Origin of the sequence: Pseudomonas resinovorans NBRC 106553, assembly GCF_000412695.1 — a bacterium.
Classification (GTDB): domain Bacteria; phylum Pseudomonadota; class Gammaproteobacteria; order Pseudomonadales; family Pseudomonadaceae; genus Metapseudomonas; species Metapseudomonas resinovorans_A.
In genome coordinates this window covers 1131046-1147294 of sequence record NC_021499.1, presented here as the reverse complement: position 1 = coordinate 1147294, position 16249 = coordinate 1131046, and the positions used below count along the sequence as shown (strand labels likewise).

The 16249-nt window shown below is 64.2% G+C and carries 18 protein-coding genes and 1 other RNA gene; 4 read left to right on the top strand and 15 right to left on the bottom strand.

What is annotated here, in order from left to right:
- From PCA10_RS05330 to rsmI, 8 genes are all read right to left on the bottom strand, one after another.
- A complete protein-coding gene (locus PCA10_RS05330; protein WP_016491008.1) occupies nt 1–1365 on the bottom strand; it encodes a UDP-N-acetylmuramoyl-tripeptide--D-alanyl-D-alanine ligase in 1365 nt (454 codons plus the stop codon).
- Nucleotides 1358–2821: a UDP-N-acetylmuramoyl-L-alanyl-D-glutamate--2,6-diaminopimelate ligase gene (locus tag PCA10_RS05325; protein ID WP_016491007.1), complete on the bottom strand. Its 1464-nt coding sequence runs from the start codon at nt 2819–2821 to the stop codon at nt 1358–1360. Before PCA10_RS05325 ends, PCA10_RS05330 begins: the two co-directional genes overlap by 8 nt.
- Nucleotides 2821–4554: a peptidoglycan D,D-transpeptidase FtsI family protein gene (locus PCA10_RS05320; protein WP_016491006.1), complete on the bottom strand. Its 1734-nt coding sequence runs from the start codon at nt 4552–4554 to the stop codon at nt 2821–2823. Before PCA10_RS05320 ends, PCA10_RS05325 begins: the two co-directional genes overlap by 1 nt.
- A complete protein-coding gene (gene ftsL, locus PCA10_RS05315) occupies nt 4551–4844 on the bottom strand; it encodes a cell division protein FtsL (RefSeq protein ID WP_016491005.1) in 294 nt (97 codons plus the stop codon). Before ftsL ends, PCA10_RS05320 begins: the two co-directional genes overlap by 4 nt.
- Nucleotides 4841–5788, bottom strand: coding sequence for a 16S rRNA (cytosine(1402)-N(4))-methyltransferase RsmH (gene rsmH / locus PCA10_RS05310; RefSeq protein ID WP_041770142.1), 948 nt, complete (start codon nt 5786–5788; stop codon nt 4841–4843). The genes ftsL and rsmH overlap by 4 nt, the downstream gene beginning before the upstream one ends.
- A complete protein-coding gene (mraZ, locus tag PCA10_RS05305) occupies nt 5785–6240 on the bottom strand; it encodes a division/cell wall cluster transcriptional repressor MraZ (protein ID WP_016491003.1) in 456 nt (151 codons plus the stop codon). Before mraZ ends, rsmH begins: the two co-directional genes overlap by 4 nt.
- A 320-nt stretch (nt 6241–6560) precedes the next feature.
- Nucleotides 6561–6919, bottom strand: an RNA gene (gene rnpB, locus PCA10_RS29315) — RNase P RNA component class A.
- 40 nt (nt 6920–6959) lie between these two features.
- Complete coding sequence (gene rsmI / locus PCA10_RS05300; protein ID WP_041770141.1) at nt 6960–7853, bottom strand: 16S rRNA (cytidine(1402)-2'-O)-methyltransferase; 894 nt, start codon at nt 7851–7853, stop codon at nt 6960–6962.
- A 99-nt stretch (nt 7854–7952) separates the two neighbouring features.
- Here rsmI and PCA10_RS05295 point away from each other — a divergent pair, with 99 nt between their 5' ends.
- Genes PCA10_RS05295 through PCA10_RS05280 form a run of 4 tightly spaced genes read left to right on the top strand, consistent with a single transcriptional unit; the run spans nt 7953 to nt 11278 of the window.
- Nucleotides 7953–9764 (top strand): penicillin-binding protein activator, encoded by a 1812-nt coding sequence (locus tag PCA10_RS05295; RefSeq protein ID WP_016491001.1) that lies wholly within the window; start codon nt 7953–7955, stop codon nt 9762–9764.
- Nucleotides 9761–10129, top strand: coding sequence for a YraN family protein (locus PCA10_RS05290; protein ID WP_016491000.1), 369 nt, complete (start codon nt 9761–9763; stop codon nt 10127–10129). Before PCA10_RS05295 ends, PCA10_RS05290 begins: the two co-directional genes overlap by 4 nt.
- Nucleotides 10130–10157: 28 nt before the next feature.
- Complete coding sequence (locus tag PCA10_RS05285; protein WP_016490999.1) at nt 10158–10751, top strand: phosphoheptose isomerase; 594 nt, start codon at nt 10158–10160, stop codon at nt 10749–10751.
- Nucleotides 10748–11278: a BON domain-containing protein gene (locus PCA10_RS05280; protein WP_016490998.1), complete on the top strand. Its 531-nt coding sequence runs from the start codon at nt 10748–10750 to the stop codon at nt 11276–11278. The genes PCA10_RS05285 and PCA10_RS05280 overlap by 4 nt, the downstream gene beginning before the upstream one ends.
- A 47-nt stretch (nt 11279–11325) precedes the next feature.
- Here the strand turns inward: PCA10_RS05280 and PCA10_RS05275 are convergent, their stop codons facing one another.
- From PCA10_RS05275 to rplM, 7 genes are all read right to left on the bottom strand, one after another.
- On the bottom strand, nt 11326–11748 hold the full coding sequence (locus tag PCA10_RS05275; protein WP_016490997.1) for a ClpXP protease specificity-enhancing factor: 423 nt from the start codon (nt 11746–11748) through the stop codon (nt 11326–11328).
- A gap of 10 nt (nt 11749–11758) precedes the next feature.
- Nucleotides 11759–12376, bottom strand: a complete 618-nt coding sequence (locus tag PCA10_RS05270) for a glutathione S-transferase N-terminal domain-containing protein (protein ID WP_016490996.1) — start codon at nt 12374–12376, stop codon at nt 11759–11761.
- Nucleotides 12377–12465: 89 nt separating this feature from the next.
- Nucleotides 12466–13248, bottom strand: a complete 783-nt coding sequence (locus tag PCA10_RS05265) for a cytochrome c1 (RefSeq protein ID WP_016490995.1) — start codon at nt 13246–13248, stop codon at nt 12466–12468.
- Nucleotides 13248–14459, bottom strand: a complete 1212-nt coding sequence (locus PCA10_RS05260) for a cytochrome b (RefSeq protein WP_041770140.1) — start codon at nt 14457–14459, stop codon at nt 13248–13250. The genes PCA10_RS05265 and PCA10_RS05260 overlap by 1 nt, the downstream gene beginning before the upstream one ends.
- Nucleotides 14459–15052, bottom strand: a complete 594-nt coding sequence (petA, locus tag PCA10_RS05255) for a ubiquinol-cytochrome c reductase iron-sulfur subunit (protein ID WP_016490993.1) — start codon at nt 15050–15052, stop codon at nt 14459–14461. The genes PCA10_RS05260 and petA overlap by 1 nt, the downstream gene beginning before the upstream one ends.
- Before the next feature lie 254 nt (nt 15053–15306).
- The gene (gene rpsI / locus PCA10_RS05250) at nt 15307–15699 is read right to left on the bottom strand and encodes a 30S ribosomal protein S9 (protein WP_016490992.1); all 393 of its coding nucleotides are present in this window, start codon (nt 15697–15699) and stop codon (nt 15307–15309) included.
- Nucleotides 15700–15713: 14 nt separating this feature from the next.
- Entirely contained in the window at nt 15714–16142 is a 429-nt protein-coding gene (gene rplM, locus PCA10_RS05245) for a 50S ribosomal protein L13 (protein ID WP_016490991.1), read from the bottom strand.
- Between the last annotated feature and the right edge of the window lie 107 nt (nt 16143–16249).

The following is a 16249-nucleotide window of genomic DNA, read 5'->3' as shown; positions in this document are numbered from 1 at the left end:
TTAGTGAGCCTCCCCCGTCCCGCAGAATGCCGCGACGACTTTGTCCATCGCCGCGCTACGGGAACCTTTGATCAGAATTGTTGTGTTTGAGTCCTGTTCGTCCACCAGCGCCTTGATCAGGCTGTCCTGGTCGGCGAAATGGCGGCCCTGGGTGCCGAAGGCACTCACAGCGTGCGTCATCAGCGGGCCGACCGCGTACAAGGCGCTGACCTTGCCACGGGCGTATTCGCCGACTTCGCGGTGGCCTTGCTCGGCCCATTCGCCGAGTTCGCCCATGTCCCCGAGCACCAGGATGGTGCGACCGGAAAAACCGGCGAGTATATCAACGGCGGCAAGCATCGACGCGGGGTTGGCGTTGTAGCTGTCGTCGATCACGCGCATGCCGCTGGTGGCGAGCTGCGCTACGGTGCGGCCTTTGACGGGCTGCAGGTTTTCCAGGCCGGCCTTGATCCCGACCAGCGGCACGCCCAGGGCGTGGGCGGCGGCGGCGGCGGCCAGGGCGTTGGCGACGTTGTGCGTCCCCAACAGGTTGAGCTGGATCTGCGCTTCACCCGCCACGCCGAGCAGGCGGAAGGCCATGCAGCCGCGGGCATCGCGGGAGATGTTCTCGGCGCGCACGTCAGCGCGCGGGTCGGTCAGGCCGAACGCGACGACCTGGCGGCCGGCGGCGCGGGCGTGCCAGATATCGAAGGCGCGGTCGTCGCGGTTGAGCACGGCGACACCGTCGGCCGGAAGGCCTTCGAGGATCTCGCCCTTGGCCTCGACAATCTTCTCGGGCCCGCCGAACTCACCCACATGGGCGGTGCCGGCATTGTTCAGGATCGCTACCTGCGGCCGGGTCAGGCCGACGGTGTAACGGATCTCGCCGACGCGGGAAGCGCCCAGCTCGATCATCGCGCTGTCGTGCTCGGCGCCCAGCTCCAGCAGAGTCAGGGGAACGCCCAGGTCATTGTTCAGGTTGCCACGGGTGGCCAGCACCGAACCCTGGGTACGCAGGATGCTCGCGAGCATTTCCTTGACGGTGGTCTTGCCGCTGGAACCGGTCACCGCAGCGACGCGGCCCTTAAACAGATCGCGGTTGTAGGCGCCCAGGCGGCCGAGGCCTTCGCGGGTATCGCGCACCACCAACTGCGGGATCGGGGCATCAGCCACTTCGCGCTGCACCAGTGCCGCAACGGCACCCTTGGCGGCGACATCGGCCAGGTAGTCATGGCCATCGAAGCGCGGACCGACCAGGGCGATGAAGAGTTGCCCGGGCTCGATCTTGCGGCTGTCGCTGGAGACACCGGTGAAGGCCACGTCGGCCCCCACCAGCTCAGCCTGCAACGGCGCGAGCAGCTCTGACAGACGGAAGGGCTTAAGCATCGAGCACCTCCCAGGCGTCCAGGGCCTTGGCGGCTTCTTCCAGGTCGGAGAATGCATGGCGTACGCCGGCGATCTCCTGGTAATCCTCATGGCCCTTGCCGGCCAGCAGCACGACGTCGTCGACGCCGGCCGAGCCGATCAGTTGGGCGATCGCCTGGCCACGGCCGGCGACGAACTGCACCGCGTCGGCGGTGACGAAGCCGGGACGGATATCAGCGAAGATCGCCGCTGGGTCTTCGCTGCGTGGGTTGTCGTCGGTCACCAGCACGCGATCGGCCAGGCGTTCAGCCACCTCGGCCATCAGCGGGCGCTTGCCACGGTCACGATCGCCGCCGCAGCCGAACAGGCAGAGCAGCTCACCACGGACGTGGGGACGCAGGGCTTCGAGGACCTTCTCCAGCGCATCCGGGGTGTGGGCGTAGTCGACCACCACCAGGGGCTTCGCACCGCCGCCCAGGCGCTGCATGCGACCCACCGGCCCTTGCAGGGACGGCAGCACGCGCAGCACGTCGGCCAGCGGGTAGTCCATGGCCAGCAACGCACCGACCACCGCCAGCAGGTTGCTCAGGTTGAAGCGGCCCAGCAGCGGGCTGCGCAGCAGGCCTTCGCCCTGCTGGGTCACCAGTTGGGCGCTGACACCGTGGTCGTCGAAACGGGCTTCGCGGCAATAGAGGAAGGCACTAGTGTCTTCCAGGCTGTAGGTGAACAGCCGCGATTCGTGGCGATCGGCAGCCAGGTTGCGGCCGAACTCGTCATCCAGGTTGATCACCCTGGAACGCAAGTTGGGCCAGGCGAACAGCTTGGCCTTGGCGGCGCCATAGGCCTCCATGGAGCCGTGGTAGTCCAGGTGGTCGCGGGACAGGTTGGTGAACACCGCCACGTCGAAGTCCAGGGCGGCCACGCGGCCCTGCTCAAGACCATGGGAAGAGACCTCCATGGCTACGGCACGGGCGCCGGCCTGCTTCAGGCCCGCCAGGGTGGCTTGCACGGCCAGGGGATCGGGGGTGGTATGGCGGCCGCTTTCCAGCTCGCCGTAGAAACCGGTGCCCAGGGTGCCGACTATGCCGCAGCGCTCACCCAACTGGTCGAGGGCCTGGGCCAGCAACTGGCTGACGCTGGTCTTGCCGTTGGTACCGGTCACGCCGACCAGGCGCACGGCGCGGCTGGGCTCGCCGTAGAAGCGGCCGGCGATCGCCGACAGCTGGCCGGCCAGCCCCGTGATCGGGATGAGTTCGGCGGTGGAGGCCTCGGGGGTTTCGGCGCCCAGGGCTTCATAAGCGATAGCGACGGCGCCACGGGCGACCGCGTCGGCGATATGGGCGCGGCCGTCCTGTTGGGCGCCGGGCACGGCCAGGAACAGATCGCCCGGACGCACCTTGCGGCTGTCCAGGGTCAGTTCACGAATCAGGGTGGCGCTCTGCGCCTGGAGCAGTAGTTGGTTCAGTGGCATGGGCATCAGATCCGCCCTCCTTTGCCGTTGGCCGCATTCGCGGTCTGTTGTTCCTCGGTGGGCAGGTTGTCCGGCACGATGTTCATCAGTCGCAGCGCGCCGGCCATGACCTTGCCGAAAACCGGGGCCGAAACCAGGCCGCCGAAATAACCCGCCTTGCTGGGCTCATCGATCACCACCACCATCGCGATGCGCGGGTTGGAGGAAGGACCGAAGCCCGCGAAGAGCGAGCGATAGGCGTTCTGGGTGTAGCCCTTGGTTCCTACGCTGGCTTTACGCGCCGTGCCACTCTTGCCGGACACGTGGTAGCCGGGCACCTGGGCGCGAAACACACCGCGCGGCGCCTCGACCACTTGTTGCAACATGCCCTGCATGGTCCTGGCCACGTCTTCGGGAATGACCTGGGCGCCCTCGGGGATGGTGTCTACCCGGGTCATCGACAGGGGGACCGCCTTGCCGTTGTTGGCCAGGGTGGCGTAGGCGTGGACCAGTTGGATCGCGGTGATCGACAGGCCGTAGCCGTACGACAGGGTGGCGGTTTCCGCCTTGCGCCACTCGCGGTGGTTGGGCAGGTTGCCCACGCGCTCGCCGGGGAAACCGAGGCCGGTGTCCTGGCCCAGGCCGAGGTTGCGCATGGTGTCGTAGATGGCTTCGCCGCCGATGTCGAAGGCGATCTTGCTCATGCCGACGTTACTGGAGTTGATCAGGATGCCGGTCAGGTCGAGCACCGGCCCTTCGGTCCGGGACACGTCCTTGATGGTGTAGCGGCCGATCTGCAGCGAGCCGGGGTACACCTCGACCTTGTTTTCGGGCTTCCAGCGGCCACTCTGCAGGGCGGCGGACATGGAGATCGGCTTGACGGTGGAGCCCGGCTCGAACACGTCGATCATGGCGCGGTTGCGCATGGCCGCCGGTTGCAGGTTGCGACGGTTGTTCGGGTTGTAGGTGGGCTGGTTGGCCATGGCCAGCACTTCGCCGGTCTTCACGTCGACTATCACCAGGCTGCCCGCCTTGGCGCCGTTTTCCACCAGGGCGTTGCGCAACTCGCGGTGGGCCAGGTACTGCAGGCGCAGGTCGATGGACAGGGCGAGGGTCTTGCCCGGCTTGGCGTTGCGCGCGACCTGGACGTCCTTGATCAGGCGGCCACGGCGGTCTTTCAGCACCTGGCGCTTGCCCGGCACGCCGGCCAGCCATTCCTCGAAGGACAGCTCGACACCTTCGCGACCGCGATCGTCCACATCGGTGAAGCCCACCACATGGGCGGTCACTTCGCCGGCCGGGTAGAAACGACGAAACTCCTCGATGCCGTAGACACCGGGAAGCTTGTTGCCGAGCACGGCCTGCCCCTGCTCCGGGGTCAGGCCGCGCATCAGGTACATGAATTCGCGATTGGCGTTCTGCTCGATGCGCTGGGCGAAGGCCTTGGGGTCCAGGCCAAGGGACTGGGCGATCTGCGGCCACTGGTCGCGCGCGCCCATCAGGTCCTTGGGGTTGGTCCACAGCGTGGTGACCGGGGTGCTCACGGCAAGCGGCTCGCCGTTGCGGTCGGTGATCAGGCCACGGTGGGCGGGAATCGGGATGTGCCGCACGCTGCGGGCGTCGCCGTGGGCCTTGAGGAAATCATGGTCGATCACGTGCAGGTCAACGATGCGCCAGGAAATAGCGCCGACCATGAGGGTGAGCAGGCCCAGGACAATGCGGAAACGCCAGGGGTAGAGTGCGCCTTCGAGCTTCATCATGGCGCCACCATCCGCACTTCGACCGGATCGGGGATGCGCATCTTCAGCTGCTCACTGGCCAGCGACTCGATGCGGTTATGAGCGGTCCAGGTGCTCTGTTCGAGGACCAGCCGCCCCCACTCGGCCTGCGCCTTGTCGCGCACGCTGAGTTCGGCATACAGCTCGTTGAGCAGCTTGCGGTTCCAGTAGGCGCTGTAGGACACCGCGATGGAGGAAAGCAACACGGCCACGAACATCGCCAGCATCACCGTGCTGCCGGGCGGCAGTGGCTTTGCATAGATGCGGCTCACCTGAGCTTCTCCGCGACACGCATGACGGCGCTGCGCGAGCGCGGGTTGGCCTTGAGTTCTTCGTCCGACGCGAACTGCGGCTTGCCCAGCAGCTTCAGGCGCGGCTCGAAGACCGCGTGGCGTACCGGGAGATTGCGCGGCAGCTTGTCGGCCTCGCCCTTGGCATGCTTGCGCATGAAGAGCTTGACGATGCGGTCCTCCAGCGAGTGGAAGCTGATCACCACCAGGCGACCACCGACGGCCAGGGACTCGAGGGCGGCATCCAGCCCCTGCTCGAGATCGCCCAGCTCGTTGTTGACGTGGATGCGAATACCCTGGAATGCGCGGGTAGCCGGGTTCTTGCCCTTCTCCCAGGCCGGGTTGGCGGCGCTCAGCACGGCCGCCAGGTCAGCGGTACGCTCGAAGGGCTTCTCGACGCGACGCTGGACCACGGCACGGGCCATGCGCTTGGCGAAACGCTCCTCGCCGTAATCCTTGAAGACACGGGCGATTTCTTCTTCGCTGGCGCTGGCGATCCACTGCGCGGCGCTCTGGCCACGGTCAGGGTTCATGCGCATGTCCAGCGGGCCGTCGTTGAGGAAGCTGAAGCCGCGCTCCGGATCGTCCAGCTGCGGGGACGACACGCCGAGGTCGAGCAGAACGCCATCCACCTTGCCCGCGAGGTCGCGCGCGCGGACCTCGTCACCGAGCTCGGCAAAGCTCCTTTGCACAATGACAAAGCGGCCGTCATCGGCCGCCAGAGCTTGCCCCGCTGCAATCGCTTGCGGGTCTTTGTCGAACCCCAGCAAGCGACCACCGGGCCCGAGCCGCTCCAGGACGAGCCGGCTATGCCCGCCGCGACCGAAGGTGCCATCCAGGTAGCACCCGTCCGCGCGCAAGGCGAGCCCTTCCACTGCTTCTTCGAGCAGGACAGTAATATGGCGGAAGCTGCTGGTTGCGCTCACAGGATTAGGTCACGTAGTTCGTCCGGCAAACCGCCGGGCTGTTTGATTGCCATGAGATCGGCCTCGGAAATCGCGTTCCAGGCATCCTCGTCCCACAGTTGAAATTTGTTCAGTTGGCCGACCAGCATGGCGCGCTTGTCCAGACTGGCGTGGTCGCGCAAGCGCGGCGGCACCAGAAAGCGACCGGCGCTATCCAGCTCCAGGTCCACGGCATTACCGATCAGCAGGCGTTGCAGGCGGCGAGTTTCCTCGCGCAGGGAAGGCAGCTCACGCAGCTTGGCTTCGACGAGCTCCCATTCAGGCAGGGGATAGACAGTCAGACAGGGATCGACGGCGTCGATTGTAACGATGAGCTGCCCGCCACAACGCGACATGAGCTCGTCACGATACCGACTTGGCATCGCGAGTCGCCCTTTGGCGTCGAGACTGATGGCGTTAGCTCCGCGAAACAAGGCTGCGCTTCCCCTTTGATTGGCTTTCCGTGCCAGTTAATCCCACTTCTACCCACTTCGCTCCACTTCCGCACACTATAGAAATGCGCCAGCCCCACCGTCAAGGCGCGCAAAAGCGGAAAACTCCTTACAGGACGGCAATTTAGCGAGGGTTCAGAAGGGAACTGCGGGGTTTTGGCGGGACAAAGGAGGAGTAAAATCCAGCACTTACAAGTAGCTGAACGTCGAACTTAAAGTAATTTGTTAAGAGTAAGATCTTTTCGGTATTTCGAAGGAGGGGATGAGCGGGCGAAAGAGCTAACGCGGAGAAGAGGGAAAAAGTGAAGAGTCGATCTGTAAGCCGGGTTCTGTCGAGGACAGTCATTCATCTACGGCTGCCATCACTGACAGCCTTTAGCAACCTACCCGAATCCGACGCGGGCCACGCCATGGATTCCTATTTGGTCTTGCTCCGAGTGGGGTTTACCTAGCCACGAACTGTTACCAGTCGTGCGGTGCGCTCTTACCGCACCTTTTCACCCTTACCGGCGCTTGCGCGCTTAGGCGGTTATTTTCTGCGGCACTTTCCGTAGGCTTGCGCCTCCCAGGCGTTACCTGGCACTCCGCCCTGTGGAGCCCGGACTTTCCTCCCTCTCAAAATCGTAGAACGAAATGAGACAGCGACTGTCCGATCGACTCTCCACCGCCAAGGTTAACGGTAGGCGCCCTCAAGAACAAGCTCAGGAATCACCTTGGCGTTCCAGGGCCGCCTGATAGAGCAGGTTCTTGCGCACGCCGGTGATCTCCGCCGCCAGCGCTGCGGCGCGCTTGAGCGGCAGTTCCGCCAGCAGCAGGTCCAGCACCCGCAGCGCCTCCGCGCTCAGGGCGCCCTCGCCTTCCGGCGCCTGCCAGCCAGCCACCAGCACCACGCATTCGCCGCGCTGCTGGTTGGAGTCGGCGGCCACCCAGGCACATAACTCATCCAGCGGCGCCCCCTTCAGGGTCTCGAAGGTCTTGGTCAGCTCCCGCGCCAGCAGCGCCTGGCGGTCGCCACCGAACACGGCGCGCATATCCTCCAGGGACTCCAGCAAGCGATGGGGCGCCTCGTAGAAGATCAGCGTGCGCGGCTCTTCCCTGATCTGTTCCAGTCGTCCCCGTCGCCCGCTGGCCTTGGCCGGCAGGAAGCCCTCGAAGATGAAACGATCCGACGGCAGGCCGGCGGCGGACAGCGCCGCGATCAACGCACAGGCACCGGGCACCGGCACCACGGCGATGCCCGCCGCGCGCGCCTGGCGCACCAGATGGAAGCCCGGATCGGATATCAGCGGCGTGCCTGCATCGGAGATCAGCGCCACGTCATCCCCGGCCTGCAGGCGGGCCAGGAAGCGCCCGCCATGGTCGCGCTCGTTGTGCTCATGGCAGGCCGCCAGTGGCGTCGGGATACCGAAATGCTGCATCAGGCGCGCCGAATGGCGGGTGTCTTCAGCGGCGATCAGGGCCACTTCCCGCAGTATCCGCAGGGCCCGGGCGCTGATGTCATCGAGGTTGCCGATAGGGGTTGCGACCACATAGAGCGTGCCGGGCGCGTTGCCACTGGCGGAAGAAAGAGTCACAAGCCACCTCGGAAAAGACATAAAGCGCGCATTGTATCCCGATTCACCGGCCCGACATCGCGCCTCAACCGGGCCTTGGGTACAATCGCGGCTTTCTTCAACGAGTTTCGGGACCGATAAATGATCGCTTGCCTGCGTCCGCTCTCCGCCCTCTGCCTCGCCGGCCTGCTGGCTGCCTGCTCCAGCTCGCCCTCGTCCAGCCTTGGCGAACTGCCTCGCACTCCCCAGGCCAGCATCGAGCAGCTGCTCCAGCAAGCCAGCCAGGCCGAGCCGGAAGAAGCTTCCCTGCTGCGCCTGTCCGCCGCCGATCTCGCCTATCAGCAAAAGGACATCGGCCGCTCGGCGCGCATCCTCGAGCAGATCCCGATGGACGGCCTGAAGCCCGCCCAGCAGATTTTCGCCAGCACCCTGGGCGCCGAACTGGCCATGGCCCGCAACCAGCCCAAGAGCGCCCTCAAGGCCCTGAGCCACCCCAGCCTCGAGCACCTGGCGGAACTGCCGGTCGATCAGCAGGTACGCACCCAGCTGGTCCGCGCGCGGGCCCTGGAAGCGGAAGGCCAGACCCTTGCCGCCGCCCGCGAACGCGTATTCATCGCGCCACTGCTGAGTGGCGAAGCCGCCAGCAACAACCACGAGGCCATCTGGGCACTGGTATCCAGCCTGCCCCTGGACCAACTGCAAGGCGGCGCCGACAGCGACCTGGCCGGCTGGCTGGAACTGGCGCGCCTGACCAAGACCAGCTCCACCCTGGACCAGCAACAGGCGGCCATCGACAACTGGCGCGCGCAGAACCCGGACCACCCGGCGGCCAAGCAACTGCCGCAGCCCCTGACCAAGCTGAAGGAACTCGCCGGCCAGCCGCTGACCAAGATCGCCCTGCTACTCCCCCAGGAAGGCCAACTGGCCACGGTTTCCCGCGCCCTGCGCGACGGCTTCCTGGCCGCTCACTACCAGGCCAAGCAGTCCGGCCAGCCGCAACCGACCATCGAGATCTATGACAGCTCCAAGCTGACCTCCATCGACGACTTCTACCGCAAGGCCCAGGCCGATGGCGTGCAACTGGTGGTCGGCCCGCTGGAGAAGCCGCTGGTGAAGCAACTCAGCAACCGCGAGCAACTACCCATCACCACCCTGGCCCTGAACTACAGCGACTCCGGCCAGGAAAGCCCGGCCCAACTGTTCCAGTTCGGCCTCGCCGCCGAGGACGAGGCCCGCGAAGTGGCCCGCCGCGCCTGGGCCGACGGCATGCGCAGCGCCGTCGCCCTGGTACCCAAGGGCGAATGGGGTGACCGCGTACTGCGTGCCTTCCAGCAGAGCTGGCAGGCCGAAGGCGGCCAACTGATCGCCGCCGAGCATGTCGATCAACCGGTGCAACTGGCGCAGCAGATCGCCGACCTGTTCCAGCTCCGCGAAAGCGAAGGCCGCGCCAAGAAACTGCAGGGCACCCTGGGCGTCCCCGTGGCCGCGCAGCCGGCGCGCCGCCAGGACATCGACTTCATCTTCCTCGCCGCCACCCCGCAGCAAGCCCAGCAGATCAAGCCGACCCTGGCCTTCCAGTACGCCGGTGACGTGCCGGTCTACGCCACCTCCCACCTCTACTCGGCCAGCAACGACCCGGCCCAGTACCAGGACCTGGATGGCATCCGCTTCTGCGAAACGCCCTGGCTGCTGAACGGCAACGATCCGCTGCGCCGCCAGGTGGGCAGCCAATGGCCGCAGGCCGAAGGCAGCCTGGGCCGCCTCTATGCCATGGGCGCCGACGCCTACAACCTCGCGCCGCGCCTGGAGCAACTCAAGGCCCTGCCGGATTCCCAGGTGGAGGGACTGTCCGGGCGCCTCAGCCTTAACCCCGCGCAGCGCATCGAACGCGAACTGCCCTGGGCCGAGTTCCGTGGCGGCCAGGTCCAACCCCTGAAAGACAGCGACTCTTGATCGATAGACGTGCACGCGGGCAGGCGGCGGAAGCCCTTGCCCGCGCCCACCTCGAAGCAAACGGACTGCGTCTGCTGTCCCAGAACTGGCTGTGCCGACGCGGCGAGCTCGATCTGGTCATGCTCGACGGCGATACAGTAGTATTCGCCGAAGTCCGCTACCGGCGTCACGCCGGATGGGGCGGCGCCCTCGAGAGCGTCGACGCCCGCAAGCGCGAAAAACTGGCATACGCCGCCCAGCAGTTCCTCCAGCAGGAATCCCGCTGGGCAAAATACCCTTGTCGATTTGATGTGATCGCTGTCGATGCAATGGACGGCGATTCACCCCCGCGACTGACCTGGCTGAAGAATGCCTTCGACACCTGATCGGTCGCCCCACTGAAGGTCTAACCCGATGGACATGCAACCCCGTATCCGCCAACTGTTCCAGGCCAGCATCGACACCAAGCTGCAAGCCATGGAACTGCTGGCCCCGCATATCGAGCACGGCAGCATGGTGATGGTCCACGCGCTGCTCAACGAGGGCAAGATCCTGTCGTGTGGCAACGGCGGCTCGGCCGGCGACGCCCAGCACTTCTCCTCGGAACTGCTGAACCGCTTCGAGCGCGAGCGCCCGAGCCTGCCGGCCATCGCACTGACCACCGACAGCTCGACCATCACCTCGATCGCCAACGACTACAGCTACAACGAAGTCTTCTCCAAGCAGATTCGCGCGCTCGGCCAGCCCGGCGACGTTCTGCTGGCCATCTCCACCAGCGGCAACTCGGCCAACGTGATCCAGGCCATCCAGGCCGCCCACGACCGTGAAATGGTGGTGGTCGCCCTGACCGGCCGCGACGGCGGCGGCATGGCCTCGCTGCTGCTACCGGAGGATGTGGAAATCCGTGTTCCTTCCAAGGTCACCGCCCGTATCCAGGAAGTGCACCTGCTGTCCATCCACTGCCTCTGCGACCTGATCGACCGTCAACTGTTTGGGAGTGAAGAATGACCCGTTCCCCCCTGCTACTCGCTGGCCTTGCACTCTGCCTCGCGCTTTCCGGCTGCGGCGGCCGCACCATCGGCAAGACCATCGACGACCAGTCCACCCCGTCCAAGGTCCGCGCCAAGGTAGAGGCCGCCAGCCCCGACCTGAAAACCAACTCGCGCATCATCGTTGCCAGCTACAACGGCGTGGTACTGCTCGCCGGCCAGACCCCGCGCGCCGACCTCAAGGAAATGGCCGGCCAGGCCGCGCAGACCGCCCAGGGCGTACGCCGCGTGCACAACGAACTGCAGGTGATGCAGCCCGCCTCCACCCTGGCACGGATGAACGACAGCACCATCACCACCAAGATCACCACCCAGCTGCTGGCCGACAGCAAGGTGCCCAGCTCGCAGATCAAGGTGGTGACCGAGAACGGCATCGTCTATCTGCTGGGCCTGGTCACCCGCCAGGAAGCCCAGTTGGCTACCAGCATCGTCCAGGGTGTTTCCGGGGTACAGAAGATCGTCCGGCTCTTCGAATACACCAACTGAGCCTTACGGCAGACATGAAAAAGGCGATCCTGGGATCGCCTTTTTCATTACTTGACCACTTTCAGGCTGGGCCGGCCGCTTGGACGCGAAGGCTCGCCACCCGAGCCTGGCGGCTCGTCGGAGGGACCATCGTCATCGGGCTCATCATCGCCCGGCAGCGGCGGCTCGAGATCGAAGACCATGCCCTGGCCGTTCTCCCTGGCGTAGATGGCGAGGACCGCCGCCGAAGGGATATAGAGGCTGTGGGCAACCCCGCCGAAACGACCTTCGAAACTCACCGCCTCGTTATCCATGTGCAGATGACGCACGGCGCTGGGCGAGACGTTGAGCACGATCTGGCCATCATTGGCGTAACCGGGCGGAACCCGCACGCCGGCATGCTCGGCATTGACCAGCAGGTGCGGCGTGCAGTTGTTGTCGACGATCCACTCGTAGAGGGCGCGGACCAGGTAGGGACGACTGGAATTCATCTGGTTCTCCTCAGCGCATATCGCGTTCGGCGGCGGACAGGCTGGCCTGGAAGGAATCCCGGGCAAAGGCCCGCTCCATGTAGTCCAGCAAGGGCTTGGCCGGCCGCGGCAACTCGATACCCAGCACGGGAAGGCGCCAGAGTATCGGCAGCAGGCAGCAGTCCACCAGACTGAAATCTTCGCTCAGAAAGTAGGGCTTGTCCGCAAACAGCGGCGAAACACCAGTCAGGCTCTCGCGAAGCTCCTTGCGCGCCACGGCCTTGTCGGCCTCCTTGCTGCGCGAATCGAGAATCCGATCCACCAGAGAGCACCAGTCACGCTGCACCCGATGGATGAGCAGGCGGCTGTTGGCGCGGGCCACCGGGTAGACCGGCAGCAGCGGCGGGTGCGGATAACGCTCCTCGAGGTACTCCATCACCACGGTGGACTCATAGAGCGCCAGATCGCGATCCACCAGCGTCGGCACGCTGCCGTAGGGATTGACCTCGGCCAGCTTGGGCGGGCAACGGCCCGGCTCGACATTGATGATCTCGGCGGCGACCCCCTTCTCGGCGAGCACGATGCGCACACGATGGGAGTAGTGGTCGGCAGGGTCGGAAAAACAGGCCAGCCTATTGGTGACGGCCATTGCGCCCTCCTCGCTTTGGATTATTCAGGGGCAGAAAGACGCGCGCGCCCTAGTAGGGCGCGCGCTTGGTACAAGAGTGCAGCAGTGTATCAGTGGACGTCCTTCCAGTACTCACGCTTGAGCAGGTAGGCGAACACGAAGAAGAACGCCAGGTACAGCAGCACGAAGGTACCGATGCGCTGGCTTTCCAGCTTGACCGGGTTGGCGGAGTAGGCCAGGAAGGTCACCAGGTTCTGGATCTTCTCGTCGAACTCGGCTTCGGTCAGCTTGCCGGTCTTCGGCACCACAGTCAGCTGGTCGCAAGCTTCGTGGGTGATCGGAGCGCCGGTCAGCGGGTCGAACTGCTTCTTGCCGCCCTCAACCACTTGTACCTGCTTGCAACCGATGACCTGGCGACCTTGCAGGTTGACCAGGACGTTCGGCATGCCGACGTTCGGGAAGACCTTGTTGTTCACGCCCCACGGACGCGCAGGATCTTCGTAGAAGGAACGCAGGTAGCTGTACAGCCAGTCGGTACCACGCACGCGGGCAACCAGGGTCAGGTCCGGCGGCGCAGCGCCGAACCATACCTTGGCGTCCTGGGGCTGCATGCCGATCTTCATGTGGTCGCCGATCTTGGCGCCAGTGAGGACCAGGTTCTTCAGCATCAGGTCTTCAGGAATACCCAGGTCCTTGCCGACGCGTTCGTAGCGTTGGAACTTGGCACTGTGGCAGCCCATGCAGTAGTTCGCGAAGGTACGCGCGCCGTCCTGCATGGCGGCCTTGTCGGTCAGGTCGATGTCGACCTTGTCCAGATGTACATCATGACCACCAGCAGCAAAGGTCAGAGCCGGCAGCGCAGCGAAAACAAATGCAGCAAATAGCTTTTTCATCAGCCTGTCACCCTTTCCGGTACCGGTTTGGTTTTTTCCATCCTTGTGTAGAACGGCATCAGGATGAAGTACGCGAAGTACAGGATGGTGCACACCTGCGACAGCAGGGTACGGCCCGGGGTCGGCGCCAGAACGCCGAGAATGCCAAGGATGATGAAGGATACGCAGAACACCACCAGCCAGATGCGGCTCAGCCAGCCCTTGTAGCGCATGGACTTCACCGGGCTGCGGTCCAGCCACGGCAGGACGAACAGGATGGCGATTGCCGCGCCCATGGCGATAACGCCCGCCAGCTTGTCCGGCACCGCACGGAGGATCGCGTAGAAGGGGGTGAAGTACCACACCGGCGCGATGTGCTCAGGCGTCTTGAACGGGTTGGCCTGCTCGAAGTTGGGCTTCTCGAGGAAGTAACCGCCCATCTCCGGGAAGAAGAACACCACGAAGCAGAACACGAAGAGGAACACCACTACGCCGACGATGTCTTTCACGGAGTAGTAGGGGTGGAACGCGATACCGTCCAGCGGAACGCCGTTCTCGTCCTTCAGTTTCTTGATGTCCACGCCGTCGGGGTTGTTCGAACCCACTTCGTGCAGCGCCAGGATGTGCAGCACGACCAGGCCGATGATCACGATCGGCAGGGCGATCACGTGCAGGGCGAAGAAGCGGTTCAGGGTGATGCCGGAAATCAGGTAGTCACCACGGATCCACTGGGTCAGGTCATCGCCGACCACCGGAATCGCACCGAACAGCGAGATGATCACCTGGGCACCCCAGTAGGACATCTGGCCCCAGGGCAGCAGGTAGCCCATGAAGGCCTCGGCCATCAGGGCGAGGTAGATCAGCATGCCGAAGATCCACACCAGCTCACGGGGCTTCTGGTAGGAGCCGTAGAGCAGGCCGCGGAACATGTGCATGTAGACAACGATGAAGAACGCCGATGCACCGGTGGAGTGCAGGTAGCGGATGATCCAGCCGTACTCCACGTCGCGCATGATGTACTCGACGGACGCGAAGGCTTCCTCGGCGGACGGAGTGAAGCTCATGGTCAGCCAGAGACCGGTGAGGATCTGGTTTACCAGCATCAGCAGTGCCAGCGAGCCGAAGAAGTAGAAGAAGTTGAAGTTCTTCGGAGCGTAGTACTTGCTCAGATGGTCTTCCCACATCTTGGTCGCGGGGAAGCGCGCATCGACCCATTCCATGAATTTGCTCATCATGCCTTCTCCTGGTCCACACCGACGATGATGACGTCATCCGACTCGTACGAGTAAGGCGGAACCGGCAGGTTCAGAGGCGCCGGCTGCGCCTTGTAGACACGACCTGCGAGGTCATAGCGAGAACCGTGGCAGGGGCAGAAGTAGCCGCCGACCCACTCGGCACCCAGGTCTGCCGGGGCGACTTCCGGACGGAAGGACGGCGAGCAGCCCAGGTGGGTGCAGATACCGACCAGCACCAGGATTTCCGGCTTGATCGAACGGGTAACCGGGTCCACGTAGGTCGGTTGCACCGACGCCTTGGACTCGGGGTCCGCCATGCGGTCGTGGATCTTGCCGATATTGGCAAGGATCTCTTCGGTCCGACGCACGATGAACACAGGCTGACCGCGCCACTCGGCGACGATCTGCTGGCCGGCTTCGACCTTGCCTATATTCACCTTGACCGGTGCACCCGCGGCCTTGGCCTTGGCACTGGGCAGCCATGACCCCACGAACGGGACCGCAGCCCCCACCGCTCCCGCAGCACCAACCACAGACGTGGCCGCTACGAGGAAGCGACGCCGGCCTGCATTCACGCCGTCATTGCTCATTCAGTCGTCTCCCATCAGCTTTGTGGCCTGTTGTTCAGGCCTCTACTAAGTAAAAAAATCGAGCCGCGCAAAAAATTCGCCAAATGGTAAAGAAAACCCCCTTTCCTGACAAGGTAATAGCCGGATACAAATAGCCCGAAAGCCTTGAATGACGGGGGTTTTGACTCTGCGACAAGCTGTCGCAGGGACGAAATTCTCGCGCATAAAAAAACGCCCAGCTCCGAAGAGGCTGGGCGCTTTTTGCAAGCGTCGAATTAACGCTTGGAGTACTGCGGACGCTTACGCGCTTTACGCAGACCGACTTTCTTACGTTCAACTTCGCGAGCGTCGCGAGTTACGTAGCCGGCCTTACGCAGCGGGCTGCGCAGGGTCTCGTCGTATTCGATCAGAGCGCGGGTGATGCCGTGGCGGATTGCACCGGCTTGACCGCTTACACCACCGCCAACGACGGTAACGTAGATATCGAACTTCTCGGTGGTCTCGGTCAGCTCCAGCGGCTGACGCACGACCATGCGAGCGGTTTCGCGACCGAAGAAGGTATCCAGGGTGCGATTGTTGATGGAGATCTTGCCAGTACCCGGACGCAGGAAGACGCGCGCGGTAGCAGTCTTACGACGGCCGGTGCCGTAGTTTTGAGTCGCCGACATAATGAACTATCCCGTTAAATCTTCAGTTCTTGGGGCTGCTGAGCGGTGTGCGGGTGAACAGCACCCTTGTACACCTTCAGCTTGCGATACATGTCGCGGCCCAGCGGGTTCTTCGGCAGCATGCCTTTCACCGCGGTCTCGATCACGCGCTCAGGGGCCTTGGCGATCAGCTTCTCGAAGTTGATCTCCTTGATGCCACCCGGGAAGCCGGAGTGAGAGTAGTACATCTTGTCGGTGGTCTTGGCACCGGTAACACGTACCTGCTCGGCATTGATCACGACGATGTAGTCGCCGGTGTCAACGTGAGGGGTGTATTCCGGCTTGTGCTTGCCGCGCAGACGGCTGGCAATTTCGGTGGCCAGACGACCCAGGGTCTGACCTGCAGCGTCGACGACGTACCAGTCGCGCTTAACAGTTTCCGGTTTTGCAGTAAAAGTCTTCATTCGCTATAGCCTCAGGGGCCGCCCTGAAAATTAGACGGCGGATCTTACTGAATAGTGCGCTTCCTGACAAGGTCAGGTCAGCCGGAAACAGACGCTATCGGGGGCTC